This window comes from Streptomyces blattellae, assembly GCF_009709555.1.
In the GTDB taxonomy this organism is placed as follows: Bacteria; Actinomycetota; Actinomycetes; order Streptomycetales; family Streptomycetaceae; genus Streptomyces; species Streptomyces blattellae.
Window position 1 is genome coordinate 1 of the sequence record NZ_WJBG01000175.1, and the last position, 15,746, is coordinate 15,746.

General features: G+C 70.1%; 8 protein-coding genes and 1 pseudogene. 4 read left to right on the forward strand and 5 right to left on the reverse strand.

Going from position 1 to position 15,746, the window contains the following annotated elements:
• Positions 1-589: SPFH domain-containing protein (locus GFH49_RS22715; RefSeq protein WP_196218096.1), on the forward strand; the 589-nt coding region annotated here is incomplete at its 5' end.
• On the opposite strand, the pseudogene GFH49_RS22720 reads toward GFH49_RS22715, so the two are convergent.
• Positions 584-816 (reverse strand): annotated as a pseudogene (locus GFH49_RS22720) (histidine kinase dimerization/phospho-acceptor domain-containing protein); the annotation flags it as partial. The gene GFH49_RS22715 and the pseudogene GFH49_RS22720 sit on opposite strands and share 6 nt — an antisense overlap.
• 15 nt (positions 817-831) lie before the next feature.
• The gene (locus GFH49_RS22725; protein WP_155057953.1) at positions 832-1,242 is read right to left on the reverse strand and encodes a MerR family transcriptional regulator; all 411 of its coding nucleotides are present in this window, start codon (positions 1,240-1,242) and stop codon (positions 832-834) included.
• Between the two features lie 407 nt (positions 1,243-1,649).
• Here GFH49_RS22725 and GFH49_RS22730 point away from each other — a divergent pair, with 407 nt between their 5' ends.
• On the forward strand, positions 1,650-3,173 hold the full coding sequence (locus GFH49_RS22730; RefSeq protein ID WP_155057954.1) for a SulP family inorganic anion transporter: 1,524 nt from the start codon (positions 1,650-1,652) through the stop codon (positions 3,171-3,173).
• Positions 3,174-3,268: 95 nt separating this feature from the next.
• Here the strand turns inward: GFH49_RS22730 and GFH49_RS22735 are convergent, their stop codons facing one another.
• From GFH49_RS22735 to GFH49_RS22745, 3 genes are read right to left on the reverse strand one after another with little or no spacing between them, the layout of a single operon-like run.
• Positions 3,269-4,165, reverse strand: coding sequence for an SAM-dependent methyltransferase (locus GFH49_RS22735; RefSeq protein WP_155057955.1), 897 nt, complete (start codon positions 4,163-4,165; stop codon positions 3,269-3,271).
• A 55-nt stretch (positions 4,166-4,220) separates the two neighbouring features.
• The gene (locus GFH49_RS22740; protein ID WP_155057956.1) at positions 4,221-7,016 is read right to left on the reverse strand and encodes a polyketide synthase; all 2,796 of its coding nucleotides are present in this window, start codon (positions 7,014-7,016) and stop codon (positions 4,221-4,223) included.
• Complete coding sequence (locus tag GFH49_RS22745) at positions 7,009-10,164, reverse strand: non-ribosomal peptide synthetase (RefSeq protein WP_155057957.1); 3,156 nt, start codon at positions 10,162-10,164, stop codon at positions 7,009-7,011. Before GFH49_RS22745 ends, GFH49_RS22740 begins: the two co-directional genes overlap by 8 nt.
• A gap of 560 nt (positions 10,165-10,724) precedes the next feature.
• Between GFH49_RS22745 and GFH49_RS22750 the strand changes: the two genes are divergently transcribed.
• The gene (locus GFH49_RS22750) at positions 10,725-14,297 is read left to right on the forward strand and encodes an amino acid adenylation domain-containing protein (RefSeq protein ID WP_230396436.1); all 3,573 of its coding nucleotides are present in this window, start codon (positions 10,725-10,727) and stop codon (positions 14,295-14,297) included.
• Positions 14,298-14,603: 306 nt separating this feature from the next.
• Positions 14,604-15,734 carry an adenine nucleotide alpha hydrolase family protein gene (locus GFH49_RS22755; RefSeq protein ID WP_155057959.1) on the forward strand — a complete coding sequence of 377 codons (1,131 nt, stop codon included), beginning with the start codon at positions 14,604-14,606 and terminating at the stop codon, positions 15,732-15,734.
• Positions 15,735-15,746 lie beyond the last annotated feature (12 nt).

Below are 15,746 nucleotides of genomic sequence, written 5' to 3' on the forward strand. Positions count from 1 at the left end.
CAAGGAAGCGATGGAGAAGCAGATGCGGGCCGAGCGTGACAAGCGCGCGGCCATCCTGCACGCAGAAGGGGAGCGGCAAGCCAAGATCCTTACAGCGGAAGGCACGAGGCAGAAGGACATCCTGGAGGCGCAGGGCACGCAGCAGGCCATGATCTTGCGGGCGGACGGTGAGGCAAAGGCGGTGGAGCTCGTCTTCCAGGCCGTCCATCGCAACAATGCCGACCCGAAGGTCCTGGCCTACAAATACCTGGAGACGCTCCCGCACTTGGCGGGCAGCGACAACAACACGTTCTGGGTGATCCCGGGGGAGCTGACCGAGGCGGTTCGGACCGTCACCCGTGCGTTCGGTGACCAGTCGGCGGCGGGTGCTCCCCAAACCGTGCAACCTGAGGAAGCGGCCACCGCCGACGCGTCGGACGAAGGCCGGACTCCGGAGCTCGATGCAGGCTGGACGGTTTCGCTCGACGCGGCAGCGGCAGCCGACGAGGCCGAGAAGCAAGCCGCCGCCGCGGTGAGCGACGCCAAGGCGGAGGCCGAGGCTGCGAAGTCGCCCCAAGTGCCGCGCCGGGGGCAGACGTCCGGCGATTGAGTCCAGCGGCTCCGAGTGGTCCTCCTCGGACCACTCGACGTCGTCCGAACGCAGGGACGTCACCGCCGCCTTGATGCCCGGAGCGGGGTGCGCAGGTCATGGCTCACGGCGGCCAGGAGCGCGGTGCGGATGCGGTTGCCCTCGGCCAGTTCCTTGGCCTGGTCGGCCTCGGACTGCAGCCGCTGACGGTCCATGATCACGGCGGCTTGGACTGCGACCGCCGACACCTCCGCCTGCTCTCCTTATGCGCTGGCGATCTGGTTCCGCCCCAGGCGCTCACGCAGCGTCCCCGCGAACTCCTCCGCCCGGGCCAGCTGGGTGCGCAGATCCTCGACCCGCTGCTGGGCGGCCTGTTCGAAGCCGCGGATCAGCTCCAACAGTTCCTCGCGCTTCTCGGGCGGCAGTTCCTCGGCGGAGTCGAGGCTGTCGGTGGCGTCGAGCAGGGCGCGCATCTCGTCGAGGGTGAAGCCGAGCGGCTTCAGGCGGCGGATGACCATCAGGCGGGCGACATCGGCATCCGTGTAGAGACGGAAGCCGCCCTGGGAGCGGGCGGAGGGGATGACGAGACCAGTCTCCTCGTAGTGCCGGATGGTGCGCAGCGACAGCTCGGTCCGTGCGGCGACCTCACCGATCTGCATGTGCTCACTGCTCACGCGGGGTGCCTTTCTCGTCTCCTGGCGGTGGCCGGGGGCGGCCTGCGCTGATCTCTACCCTAACGTTAGGGTAGAGTTCTGGCGTCGGGGCGGCAGCTTGCCGTGTCCGTTCCCATGGTGCGGGATGCCGTCCCGTGACCATCAGCCGTGCCGGGGCCGATGAAGCCCCCGGCGAAGACCGATGCCCCACAAGCAGGAGAGAGAGCGTGCGCATGTCCGTGCTCCCCGGCGCCGCTGCCTGCCCGCCGTGACCCTTCGCCCCCAGGCAGCGCGCGGTGCCCTCGCCGGTGGCTTTGTTGCTGCCCGCTGACCACGAGGTCCGCCACCCCCGGGCCCTCCCTGGTCCCCCGCCTCCTTTGCGCGCCCGCCGTGATACCGGGTGTGCCCGAGCACGACAGGTTCCTCTCTTGTCCTCCTCAGCTCTGTCCCCGGCCTCCTGGCTGCGTGGCTCCCGGCGCCCCACGTGGCTGTCCGACCCGAAGGTGCTGCGCACCGAGTTGCTGGCCGGTCTCGTGGTTGCCCTGGCGCTGATCCCGGAGGCGATCTCGTTCTCGATCATCGCCGGGGTCGATCCGGCGGTCGGCCTGTTCGCCTCGTTCACCATGGCCGTGACCATCGCGATCGTCGGCGGCCGGCCGGCGATGATCTCCGCGGCCACGGGTGCCGTCGCCCTGGTCATCGCTCCGCTCAACCGCGAGCACGGCTTCGGCTATCTGGTCGCGGCCGTGATCCTGGCCGGCCTGTTCCAGATCATCCTCGGCGCGCTCGGGGTGGCGAAGCTGATGCGGTTCGTGCCGCGGAGCGTGATGGTCGGCTTCGTCAACTCCCTGGCCATCCTCATCTTCATGGCGCAGGTGCCGGAGATGACGGACGTGCCCTGGCTGGTCTATCCGCTGATCGCGGCAGGGCTGGCGCTGATGGTGTTCTTCCCGAAGATCACGACAGTGGTCCCGGCGCCGCTCGTGTCCATCGCCATCCTCACCGTTACCACGGTCGCGGCCGGGATCGCGGTGCCGACCGTGGGTGACAAGGGTGACCTGCCGTCGTCGCTGCCGGTCCCGGGGCTGCCGGACGTGCCGTTCACCGTGGACACGCTGACGACCGTCGCGCCGTACGCGCTCGCCATGGCGCTCGTCGGCCTGATGGAGTCGCTGATGACGGCCAAGCTGGTCGACGACATCACCGACACCCACTCCTCCAAGACCCGCGAGTCCCTCGGCCAGGGCGTCGCCAACATCGTCACCGGCTTCTTCGGCGGCATGGGTGGCTGCGCGATGATCGGCCAGACGATGATCAACGTGCGGGTGTCCGGTGCCCGTACCCGGCTGTCGACGTTCCTGGCCGGCGCGTTCCTGATGGTGCTGTGCGTCGTCTTCGGGCCGGTCGTCTCCGACATCCCGATGGCGGCGCTGGTCGCGGTGATGGTCATGGTGTCGGTCGCCACCTTCGACTGGCACTCCATCGCGCCGAAGACGCTGAAGAGGATGCCGGCCGGGGAGATCCTCGTCATGGTGGTCACCGTCGTATGCGTGGTCGCCACCCACAACCTCGCCATCGGCGTCGTCGTCGGCTCGATCACCGCGATGGTCATCTTCGCGAAGCGCGTCGCCCACCTCGCCGAGGTCACGGCCGTCACCGACCCCGACGGCACCACAGTCGTCTACCGGGTGACGGGTGAGCTGTTCTTCGCCTCCTCCAATGACCTCGTCGGCCAGTTCGACTACGCCACCGACCCCGACAAGGTCGTCATCGACCTGTCCGCCGCTCACATCTGGGACGCCTCCTCCGTCGCCGCCCTGGACGCCATCGAGACCAAATACGCCCAGCGCGGCAAAACCGTCGAGATCACCGGCCTCAACGAACCCAGTGCCCGGATCCACGAGACACTCAGCGGCGAACTCGCCGCCGGCCACGGGTCGCAGGTTCGCTGAACGGGGTGGGACGGCGGCGCAGTGAAAGGTCCGCCGTCCCGGCCCGTTCAGCGAGAGCCTCCAGGGGGCATGGGGCTCCGCTGAGGGATGACCCATCATGTGGAGCGCGTGGCAGTCCTCCCGCCGACGGACCGCTCGCCGGTGATCAGGAGCATGGCTTCGCTCTCCGAACTGTCGCTCAACTGCGGGTAGGCAGCGAAGCGTTGGACGAGGTACGGCAGGCTGAACAGGTCGACGGGCAGGGCGTCCCAGCCGCGTTCGGCCCACCAGCGCTCGGGGTCGGCGATCTGCCAGAGCCAGGGCGTGCCGTTGGCGGCGAGGGCGCCGAGCCAGTTGTGCATGAACGCGGACTCTCCGCGCTCGGCGTTGAGGCAGTCGACACCGAGCGTGCTGCCCGGTGCCGAGAGCCGGGTGAGCGTGGCGACGATGTGCTCGGTCTGCGCCTCCGAGAAGTAGAACATCGCGCCCTCGCAGAGCCACGCCGTGGGCTGTCCGGGGTCCAGGCCCGCGTCGGTCAGCGCGGTCTCCCAGGAGCCGCTCAGGTCGGCCGGTACGGGGATTCGGTTCGACGCGTTCCGCAGGGCCCCGGCAGTCTCCGGGGCTTCCTTGAGCGCGCGTTCCTTGAACGCGTGCAGGGCGGGCAGGTCGACCTCGTAGACACGGGTCCCTTCGGGCCAGTCCAGCCGTAGCGACCGGGTGTCGAGACCGGCGGCCAGGATGACGACCTGGCGACAGCCGGAGCGTGCGGCGGCCAGCAGGTGGTCGTCGAAGAACCTGGTGCGGACCGCCAGCCAGTCGGGGAGCACCCGGCGCATCAGCTCGTTCGCGGGGAACTCGGGTGGCGGGCCGCCGGCCTCGACGAACCGCGCGGCCCAGGGGTCGACACAAAGGGGGTCGGGCCTGGCGGATTCGCGTGCCCGCATGTCAGCGGTCCACAGCGCGGTGTGGGCAACGCCGTCGAGCGGGGCCTCGTGGCCCGTGGTCTGCGTCATGGAGGTGCTCCTGTCATCGCTTGTCACCATGGGGGTAATCGTCGGCGGACCTGCGTCAACTGCGGTTCAGGGTTTGGCCGTTCGGGTCACCGGGACCGGACAGCACCTCGTCGAACGCGGCGGCGAGCGCCCGGATCCGGTCGCCCTCCTGGAACATGGTGAAGTGGCTGCCGGGGACGGCGCGAATCCGCAGCCCGCCGCCCACGTGCGTCCGCCACAGGGTCTTGTCGAGCCGGCGGATGCCCAGGGCCTCGTCCAGCTGGAGCGAGTCCTCGTCCTCCTCGGCCCTCAGCAGGATGATGTCGCCTTCGAGGCGCCGGTCGGGGTAATAGCCCTTGAGCAGCTCGTGGTTGTGCCGCCAGATCGCGTCGAAGCCGTTGCGGCGCAAGAGACCGGCCTGCTCGCCGTCGACCGTGACGGCGGCTGCCCGCAGGAGCAGCGGCAGTGCCCGGTCGAAGTCCTCCTCGCCGATGTGGCCGCCCACATAGCACTCCGGCGGATAGCTGTCGATCAGGATCGGCGGGGCGACCCGCTCTCCCGCGCGCCGGAGCTGCAGCGCCATCTCGAAGACGACATTGCCGCCGAAGGAGTAGCCGGCGAGGCGGTACGGTCCGTGCGGCTGCTCTGCTCGGATCTGCTCGACGTAGAGCGCGGCGAGTTCGCGCAGGGTGCCCGGCTGGGCCGCCGGGTCGGTGGGGAACGTCACCGCGGAGACCGGATCGTGTCCGCGGGAGGCCGCGACCAGCCGGAAGTACCCGAGGTTGGTGCCGCCCGCGGGGTGCACGAGGAACAGCGGTCGGCCGTGACCGGGCCGCACCACGATCGTTCCTCTCGTGGCCGGTTCGCCTTGCGGTCCCTCGTCGAGTGCGTCGCAGATGTGCGCGGCCATGCGGCGGGGGGTCCGGCACTGGCCGAACGCGTCGAGATCCAGGGAGACCCCGGTCAGACCGCGCAGTGAGGTGGCGATCTCCACGGCGAGCATGGAATCCCCGCCGAGGTCGAAGTAGTCGTCCTCGGGAAGCACCCCGGTCACGCCGAGGTGCTTCTCCAGCACCGAGACGACCTGCTCCAGCACGGTGTCGCTGTCGGCCGGGGAGACTTCCGGAGCCGTCCGGGCGCTCCCCGCAGCCGTCTCCAGGTCGGCCTCGACCCAGTGCCGCACGGGCCGGAGCGGGTACGGCGGCAGGGGCACCTTGCGTGCCGTGCCGAAGGTCCACGGCGGTGTTCGTCCTGCCAGCCAGCCCCGTACGAACGCGTCCGCCGGGCCGCCCCCGTCGGATGCTGCGGGAGCAGGGGAGTCGGGGTAGGCGCGCAGTGCGGTGAGGACCTCGTGCTGATCGGCGGCGGAGAAGGCGTACCGTCGGGCCATCGCGGTGCGGCCCATGGCCAGGGTGTAGGCGAGGTCCCGTACGCACGTCCCGTCCGCCGCGGACAGGTGCTCGTGCAGCCGCAGAACGGTGGTGGCCAGGGCCTCGTCGTCCCTGGCGGAGAGGACCACCGGATACCGCTGCCCCGGCACCGGGTCCGGGGCGGCCTCGGGCGGGGGCGCGGCCGTCAGGACGCAGTGGACGTTGGTGCCGCCGAGGCCGAAGGAGCTGACTGCCGCCGCGCGCACCGGGATACCGGATCGCACGGCGGTGGGCACGGAGTACGGCAGAGAGTCCAGTCGGAGCCGGGGGTTGGGCTCGGTGAAGTTGGCCTGCGGCGGCACGGTCCGGTGGTGCAGCACCAGCGCCGCCTTGATCAGCCCGGTGACTCCGGCCGCCGCGTCCAGATGCCCGACGACGGCCTTGACGCTGCCGATGGCACAGCCGGGTTCCGGGCCTCCGGCGGACCGGTGGGCGGCGGCGAGGGCGTTGAGCTCCAGCGGGTCACCGAGCGCGGTGCCGGTGCCGTGGGTCTCGACGTATCCGATGTGGTCGGCGCGTACCCCGGAGGCCTCCAGGGCGGCCCGGACCACCGATTCCTGGCCGGCCGGGCCCGGGGCGGCATAGCCGATCTTCGCCGATCCGTCGTTGTTGACCGCGGTTCCCCTGATCACGGCATACACCCGGTCGCCGTCGGTGCGAGCCCGGTCGAGCGGTTTGAGGACGACGACACCGCAGCCGTTCCCCTTGACCGTCCCGTCGGACCGGGAGTCGAAGACGCGGCAGTGCCCGTCGCGGGAGAGGATGCCGCCCTCCTGGTAGGGGTAACCCGCAGTCTGCGGCACGGTGATGCTGGCCCCGCCGACCAGGGCCGTGTCGCACTCGCCCCGCTCCAGCGACGCGCAGGCCAGGTGGACCGCGGTCAGCGAGCTGGAACAGGCGGTCTGCACGTTCATGCTCGGACCGGTGAGGCCGAGCTTGTACGAGACCCGGGTGGCCAGGAAGTCCTTGTCGTTGCCCATCAGGATCGGGTAGGTCAGCGTCTCGTCGGCGCGCACGGACGAACGCAGCACTTGGGCGAGCAGGTACGTGCTGATACTGCAGCTCGCGAAGACCCCGGTGCGCTCGGCGCCGTCGGCGGCGAGCCCCGCGTCCTCCATCGCCTCCCAGGCGCAGGTGAGGAAGAGCCGGTGCTGCGGGTCCATGAGCGCCGCGTCCCGGGCGGTGGTCCGGAAGAAGTCGGCGTCGAAGAGGTCTGCGCCGTCGAGGACGGCACCGGCTTTGACCCGGGCGGGGTCCGCGAGTTGGCGCGGGGTCACCCCCGCGGCCATCATTTCCTCCGAGGCGAACTCGCGTACCGCGTCCCGGCCTTCCGTCAGGTTCCGCCAGAACTCCGGGATGCCGTCGGCGCCGGGGAACCGTCCTGCCACCCCGATGACCGCGACCGACGCGGTGAGTCCGGTGGCCGGAGCTTGCTCAGGCATGGATCACCTGTCCGTTGTCGATGTGCGCGGCCAGCCGCCGCACCGTGGTGTAGGTGAAGAGGTCGATCATTTCGATGCGCAGGCCGGGCAGTTGCTCCCGCAGCCGCTGATGCATGTCTGCCACGTGCATCGAGGAGCCTCCGATGTCGAAGAAGTTGTCGTCCAGGTCGATCTCGGTGCCGGGCAGGACCTTCTGCCAGACGGCCAGCACGAGCGCCTCGGCGGACAGCGCACCGTCGGCCCCCCGGTCCGGGGCCGCACCGTCGGGCCGGGACTCCGCCTCGGTGCACGTCCCGGGCCAGGGCAGTGCGTCGACGTCCACCTTGCCGTTGACGTTCAGCGGCAAGGCGTCCACCGGCACCAGGCGGGCGGGCACCATATATCCGGGCAGCCGGCCACACAGCTGCCTGCGCACCTCGCGGGGGCATGGAGCGTCGTGACCGGAGAAGAAGCCGACGAGCGCACGGTGGGCGGGATCGCGCTCATCCATGCGTACGGCGCACTCACGCACGCCGTCCACGGAGAGCAACGCCGTCTCGACGTCGCCCAGTTCGATCCTGAAGCCGCTCAGTTGTACCTGGTGGTCGATGCGGCCCAGGTGCACCAGGGAGCCGTCCGGCCGGGCGAGGCCCAGATCGCCGCTGCGATAGGCGGCCCGCCCGCGGTGGTCTACGAAGCGTTCCGCGGTGAGGTGGGGGAGGCCCAGGTATCCGGCGGTCACCCCCGCTCCGGCGACGACGATCTCGCCGGGTACCCCGGGCGGGCACTGATGGCCGTCGGGATCGACGATGGAGACGGTCAGGTCGCCCAGCGGCCGGCCGATGAGGGAGGCACGCTCGGTGAGCGCTTCGCCGGGTGAGATGGCGTGGTGGGTCACATGCACCGTGGTCTCGGTGATCCCGTACATGTTGACCAGCTGCGCACGGTCACCCATGGCGTCGTACCAAGGGCGTAGCGACGCGTAGCGCAGGGCTTCTCCACCGAAGACCACGTAGCGGACGGCGAGCGACTGACGGTCGCCGGGGCGCAGGACTTTGAGCAACTGCCCGAACGCGGAGGGGGTCTGGTTGAGCACGGTCACCCGGTGCTCGGCGAGGAAGTCGCGGAACTGCTCAGGGGAGCGGGCCGTCGCGGCGGGCACGATCGAGAGGCGACCGCCGTGGAGCAGCGCGCCGAAGATCTCCCACACCGAGAAGTCGAAGGCGCACGAGTGGAAGAGGCTCCAGACGTCCTCGGGTCCGAAGTCGAAGAGCTCCTCGGCGGCGAGGAACAGTCGCATGACGTTGTGATGGGTGACCTGTACCCCCTTGGGGCGCCCCGTGGAGCCCGAGGTGAAGATGACGTAGGCACAGCTGTCCGGGGACGGCGCCGGTTCCGGCGTGGGCGCCGGAAAGTCCGATGCCAGCAGCGTTTGAGCGTCGAGGTGCCGGGTGCCCGAGTCCGGCCGGCGCCGCTCGTCCGCCACCACGGTGAGGCCGTCGGGAAAGCTCTCCAGGATGCGGCTGATGCGGTGGGCGGGCGCGGCGGGATCCAGCGGGACGTAGGCCTTGCCGGCCTTGAGCACCCCGAGGATGACGGCGATCAGGTCGGCTCCGCGTGCCATGGCCACGCCCACGTGTTCCCCGGGCACTTCGCTCACCAAGGCCCGGGCGATACGGTCGGCCCGCTCCCGGAGCTCCTGGTAGGTGACGTTCAGTGGCCCGTCCCGCACCGCGACGCGATCCGGTCGGCGGCGGGCGGTGTCGTCGAACCAGGAGGCGAGCGAGGCCGGGGTGGGGTACACGGTCCGGTCGGCAGAGGGGCCGCTTCCGGGGTTGATACGGCCCAGCAGGTCCGCCTCGGCCGTGCTGCCCAGGGCGGACACCGTACGCAGCGGCAGGTCCGCCCCGGTGTCGGCGACCTGGCCGAGGACTTGGCGCATGACGCCGAGCGGGTCGGTGCCCCACTGCTCCTCGGAGCACTCGACGTTGACGGTGAAGCGGTCCCCGCAGTCCTCGATGTTCATCGAGAACGGGTACTTGGCGAGCCGGCGGGGCAGCGGCAGGTACTCGGTGGCGCAACCGGGCAGGCTGATGCGGAGCGGCTGCCTGTAGAAGGTGAAGGCGCTGTCGAAGGCGAACGCCCGCTTGGCGGCCGCCCGCGGGCACACCTCCTGGGCGTGCGCGGCCACTTCGAAGCTCTGGTGGCGCAGCATTTCATGGGTGGTCTCCCGCACATCGCGGCAGAGTTCGCCGAACGTCCGGTACGCGTCGAGGTCCACGGAGAGCGGCAGGGTGTTGACGAAGTAGCCCCAGGCGCTGCGCTGCCGGATGCCGCGCCGGTTGGCCAGGGGCACCCCGGTGACGATCTGGCGGCGTCCTGTGATCCGGGAGTGGGTGACCAAGAAGGCGCTGAGAAAGAGGGCGAACGGGCTGCAGTCCAGGGCTTCGGCGCGGGCGCGCAGCCGTGCGCTCAGCCCGGCGTCGAGCAACAGGCTGCGCTGACGGCCGGGGAGCGCGCCGCCCGGGGTACGGCTGCCGAGGAGCCGGTCATCGGCGAAGGTCGCCAGCCGGCCGAGCCGTCGGCGGAAGAACTCCTTGGCCGCCGGGGTGGCTGGGACGGTTCCGGTGACCAGGGATCCGGGATCGTCGGCAGTGGAGGGCGACAACTCGGCGTCGGGTGAGAGGTACAGCCGTTCCAGCTCCGGGACGCACTGATAGAAGGTGTAGGCGTCGCACACCAGGTGGCTGACGAGGAGGTTGACGAAGACACCGTCCTCGGCCACGTAGATGTGGTCGCTGTACTGGACGGGAGAGTCCGGCGGGATGATTCGGTCGGCGGACTCGGCCAGCCTGCGCGGCACCTCCTCCCGTCCTGGCCCCGCGAGGCGGGTGACGGGCACCACGTCCTCCGGCGAGAGGGCCGGGCGGTGCCGAACCGCGTGAACGATGCCGTCGCGGCGCTCGAACGAGGTGTTGAAAGCCCGGACGCCGAGCACGAGGCGCCCCAGGGCGGTGCGCATGCGCGCGACGTCGGTGACGCCGTGTAACTGGAATGAGGCAGCCAGGTTGAACGCCGCGTCCTCGGGGTGGAGTTGGAAGTGGTTGTAGATCTGGAGCTGGGCGGCAGTTGCGGGAACCGTGCCGCGGCCCTCGGTCAAGTCCCTCATGGATACCGACCTCTTCGCCGTGGTGTGTGCGGTGGTGTGTGCGTGGGGGAGTACTCGGCGTCAGTGAATGACGGCGTGAACGGGAAAAAGGGATTCCGACCGGAATTCCGACGCTCATCGCGATGGTGTGATGCCGCAATCCACGAGAGGCTTGCTGCCCAACGCGCTCAGGGCGTAAACCGCGGTATCGGAAATAACGATTCGTCGGAGCAGGGCATCTTCCGAAATTTAATTCGCATTAAATGATTTACCTGAGCTTGTTGACTATCTGCGCACGACTGGAGACCATGGGTGACGAAGTGCCTGCGATCGGTGGCTAATTGCCCGATTTCGGGCCACTGTCCATGGTTGCCGTCGCAGGGAGTGCTTGACGCCCCTGAAGGAGACGGTTCTGAACGCGTCCAGGTCGATATCTCCTCGGAAATTCGCTTGCTTCCGTGGTCGCGGAACTCGATTGACGAAATTCGCCACCATTTTTCGATGGAATTCGGCCAAGAAACCCACTGGGGGTGTAGATGGAACACGTCGGGCGGTATGCCTCCGCAGGAAAGGTGCGAGACGTGCCGCGTCGTACGTTCAGTTGTTTTCTGATCGGCGAGAACTCGATGGTCGCCGCGTGCGCCGAGCTGTTGAGGGAGCGCGGCCACCGGGTGCTCGGCGTCGTCTCCTCCGACGACAAGGTCCGGGAGTGGGCCGAGCGCGGTGGCCTGCCCGCGGCCGGCTTCGGCCCGGATCTGGCCTCGCGTGTGGCTGCCGCGGGGCCGTTCGACTACCTCTTCAGCATCGCCAATCTGCGCATGCTCCCGGAACAAGTGCTCAGCTTGCCAAGGGAGTTGGCGATCAACTTCCATGACGGCCCGCTTCCCCGGCACGCCGGACTCCACGCGACCACGTGGGCGATCCGCGAACGGGCGACCTCGCACGGCGTCACCTGGCACGTCATGACCGCACGGGCCGACACCGGCGACATCCTCCTGCAGCGGCCGGTCCCGGTGAGCGAGGAGGACACCAGCCACACGCTCAACGTCACGTGCCTCGAAGCGGGTGTCGAGTCCTTCGGCGAGCTGATCGACGCCCTGGCCGAGGGACGGGCCGAGCGGCGGCCCCAGGACCTCTCCCGATTCGCCTACCACGGCCGCTTCGATCGGCCGGTGGGCGGCGGGTTCCTTTCCTGGGAGCGGAACGCACGCGAACTCGACGCCGCCGTGCGCGCCACCGAGTTCGGGCCGCACCCCAACGCCTTCGGCACCGCCAAGGCCGCCTTCCCCGCGGGACCGGTAGTGGTGGGCGGCCTCGCGGTGCTGCCGACGGGCTCGGGGCGGCCCTCCGGGACCGTGGTGGAGGCGGGCGCCGACGGCGTCGTGGTGACGACTGCCGATCACGACGTGCGGCTGACCGGGCTCACCACTTCCCGGGGCGAACCGCTCACCGCGTCGGACCTGGCCGACCTCGGCTGTCTGCCGGGGTGTCGACTGCCCGCGGTCGATCCGGCGCTTCTCGACGCGGCGACCGAAGCCGAGACGGTTCGGCTGCGGGCCGAACCGTTCTGGTTACGGCGCCTCACCGATCTCGTACCCGCCGACCTGCCGTACCGCGACACACCGCCGGCCCGCCCGGACGTCCCGCGCACCGCGTACCGGATCGCCCTCCCCGACCAGGTGGAGCGCGCGGCGGTGGCCGCCGGGCTCGTCCGTGAACAGTGGCTGCTCACCGCCTTCCTGGCCTTCCTCACCCGCATCGGGGTGGAGACCGGGACCGATGTGCATGTGCGTCTCCCGGACGGGAAGACCGGGCATCCCACGGTCGACGCGCTGTACAGCGCGTACGCTCCGCTGCGCCTCCCGGGCCCGGACGGGCGCACCATGGCCGACCTCGGTGCGGAGGTGGGTCGGCGGCTGGCCGAGGCGACCCGGCGCGGTCCGTACCCGCACGACCTGTGGATCCGGTACCCGCGGCTGCGGGACCGCCGGCCCGCGCAGCCGGGACTGCCCATCGCCGTCGAGTTCGTCCGGGACACCACAGGCCCCGCCGCGCCGCCCGAAGGCACGGCACTGCTGATCCGCATCCCGCTCCGCGACGGGCCGTGCCAGTGGGTGGTCGCCGAGGGCGCGTTCAGCCGGGGCACGGCAGGACCGACCGCGGCGTACGCGGCCGCTTTCCTGCGGGCCGCCGCGGCGGCGGGCGATCGCGAGGTGGCCGCGATCGAGCTGGGCGGGCAGCAGGCGTGGCGGGTGGTGGAAGAGGCCAACGACACGGCAGCCGACTTCCCGTCGCACTGCTGTGTCCACCAGTTGATCGCCCGGCAGGCCGGGATGCGCCCCGACGCCCAGGCGGTGATCTCGCAGGGCGCAGCCTTGGACTTCGGCGAGCTCGACCGCCGGTCGTCGCTGCTCGCCGGTCATCTGCGCGCGCGGGGCATCGGGCCCGGCCGGATGGTCGGGGTGTACCTGAAGCGTTCCACCGACCTCGTGGTGGCCCTGCTGGCCGTGATGAAGTCCGGTGCCGCGTATGTGCCGTTGGACCCCGTCTACCCGCTCGACCGCATCGCGTACATCATCGGCGACACCGCACTGGGCCTGCTGGTCACCGAGTCGGAGATCGCCGGCGAGCTGCCCTCCGGTGGCGCCGACGTCCTCGTCCTCGACCGGGCGTGGCCCGAAGTGCTCGCGGGCACCGCGGAGTCCGGGGCCGATGTCGACCCCGCCACGGATGCCTACGTCATCTACACCTCCGGCTCCACGGGACATCCCAAGGGCGTGCGGGTGAGTCACCGGGCGCTGACGAACTTCGTGTGCGCGATGGCGCGCGAGCCCGGTTTCACCGAACGGGACCGGCTGCTCGCGGTCACGACGGTCTGCTTCGACATCGCGGGCCTGGAGCTGTACGTGCCGTTGGCCACCGGGGGGTGCGTCGAACTGGCATCGGCCGAGACCGCGGCGGACGGCTTTCTCCTGCGCGAGTTGCTGGAGGCGAGGCGGCCCACCGTCATGCAGGCCACCCCGGCCACCTGGCGGATGCTTCTCGACGCGGGGTGGAGCGGCCGCCCCGGCGGCGCGGGGCTGCGGATGCTGTGCGGCGGCGAGCCACTGCCGGCCGATCTCGCCGAGGCGCTTCTGGCCCGGGGCACGCGGCTGTGGAACATGTACGGCCCCACGGAGACCACGATCTGGTCCTCGACGGTCGAGGTGACCTCCGCCCGCTCGATCACCATCGGCCGACCGATCGCCAACACCCGGTTTCACGTGCTCGACCGGTGGCGCCGGCCACTGCCACCCGGCCTGCCGGGGGAACTGCACATCGGTGGCGCCTCAGTCGCCTCGGGATACCTGAACCGGCCGGAACTCACCGCCGAGCGCTTCGTACCCGACACCCTCGGCCCGGACGGTGGGGTGCTGTACCGCACGGGCGATCTCGTACGTCAACTCCTCGACGGGCGGCTGGAATGCCTCGGCCGCGTCGACGACCAGGTCAAACTGCACGGTTACCGGATCGAGCCCGGTGAGATCGAGGCCGCGCTTCGCGGCCACCCGGCGGTGGCCGAGGCCGCGGTCGTGGTCCGAGAGGACACACCGGGGGACCGGCGGCTCGTGGGCTACGTCGTACCGCGCGAACCCGGTGTCGCGGCGGGCCTGTTGCGGGCGCATCTGGCCGCCCTGCTGCCCGGCTACATGATCCCCGCCGCTTTCGTCGAACTCGACCGGCTGCCGCTCACCGCCAACGGCAAGACCGACCGCAAGGCACTCCCCAGGCCCTGCAACTCGGCCGGATCCGACGGGCCGGACGGGGACGTCGGCGACCGCGCCCAGTCTGCCGTCGCCGGGATCTGGCGGGAGGTGCTGCGGTTGGACCGGGTCGGCATGGACGACAACTTCTTCGAGGTCGGCGGCGATTCGCTGCTGCTGATGCGTGTCATGGCCCGCCTGAAGGACCTGAAGGACATCTGCCCGCGGCCGCCGACCCGGGTGGAGATGTTCCGGTACCCGACCGTCCGGTCGCTGGCCCGGCACCTGGAGGGTACGGACGGCCTTCCGGGACCGGTCGAGGCAGCACGGGGGCGGCCGGGGCGAGCCGCGCTGGGCGAGCTGCGCAGGCACCGCCGAGGACGGCCAGGGCATCGCCCGGCTGTCGGCTGAGAGCCTGTGCACAAACCCCCGTCCGGATCAGGCCGAGGCGTCTGGTGCCTTCGAATCCAAGGCGGAGGGGGGAGTGATGGCGGAGCCATCGCGACTGACGACAACGCCGGAGGCGGAGACGCCAGGCGCCTCGGGCCCGGACGCGGGTTTGTACACAGGCTCTGAGGCCACCGGGCGGGCCGGACGACGGAACCCGGCCGACCCGGCGGACGACGCCCGGGGCCACCCACCGGCGGCTCGCCCGGATCACCGAAGAGCCCCACGCCCGCGCGCAGGCCGGACCCGGACCATATGAGGAGGACCCCCATGAGCATGTGCACCATCTGTGCCCTGAAGGACGGCCATCCCGGCGTCACGCTGGACGACGACGGGGTGTGCAGCCTGTGCAAGCTGGACATCGCCGGCGACCTGGTGGAGAACTTCGCCTACACCAAGAGGGTGTTCGAGGAGTTCACCCGCAGCGGTCCCAACCCGCACGGGGAGTACGACTGCCTGTTCATGTACAGCGGCGGCAAGGACAGCACCTACATGCTGGACAAGTTCGTCAACGAGTACGGCAAGCGCGTGCTCTCCTACACCTTCGACGTGCCCTTCGAGAGCGCGCACGCCGCCGACAACATCCGGCTCGCCCGGGAGCGGATCCCGGCGACCTTCGTCCTGGACTCGGATGACGACAGCATCAAGAAGATGATGCGGGAGGTCTTCAACCGGCCGGCCGTGAAACCCGGCCGGTATCTCGACGAGAAGCTGCCGTGCGTCTCGTGCCGGTCCTTCTTCGTCATCCGCGCGATCCTCTACGCATTCCGGCACAAGATCCCGTACATCGCCCTGTGCGCCGATCCGCAGCAGATCCTCACCATGGAGTCCGACGCGCGTGAGGTGATCCGGGGCTTCTACCGGACCTTCGGGGTGCGGCTGACGGACGACTTCTTCCGAGGCGAGATCGAGCAACTGCTGTTCGCCGACGAGGCCGACATCCCGAAGATCGTCTTCCCGTTCATCGCGATGCGCTACGCCTACGACCCGGACCGCATCGTCGCGGAGCTGAAGGCCAAGGGGCTCTACGCCTCCTCGCCGATGGAGACGCACTGCACCCTCTTCCCCCTGCTCAACTACTACGCGTTCAAGAACTGGGACTGCATGTTCTACAAGCTCAACGCGGCCAGTCAGCGGCGCGCGGTGCATCGTGACGAGAACTACGACCGCTCCACGTTCAGCATCGCCTTCCCGCCCGGTGCCGATCTCCCGGGGATCGAGGACCGGATGAAGCGCGTCGTGATGGAGATCGCGCAGAGCCGGGGGGACTCCGTCGAGCACGAGCGTGAACTGATCGGGATCATGCGGGAGTTGGAGGCGCCCGAGGAGGCCGCTCGGTTCGTGGCACACGAATTCCTCGGCATGCGGGACGTCGCCGCCGAGTTGGACATCACGCTCTAGGGCCGTTGGGGG

Coding starts and splice junctions, on each gene's coding strand:
- GFH49_RS22735 (WP_155057955.1), bottom strand. CDS start 4,165: ATGACGCAGACCACGGGCCACGAGGCCCCGCTCGACGGCGTTGCCCAC.
- GFH49_RS22740 (WP_155057956.1), bottom strand. CDS start 7,016: ATGCCTGAGCAAGCTCCGGCCACCGGACTCACCGCGTCGGTCGCGGTC.
- GFH49_RS22745 (WP_155057957.1), bottom strand. CDS start 10,164: ATGAGGGACTTGACCGAGGGCCGCGGCACGGTTCCCGCAACTGCCGCC.
- GFH49_RS22755 (WP_155057959.1), top strand. CDS start 14,604: ATGAGCATGTGCACCATCTGTGCCCTGAAGGACGGCCATCCCGGCGTC.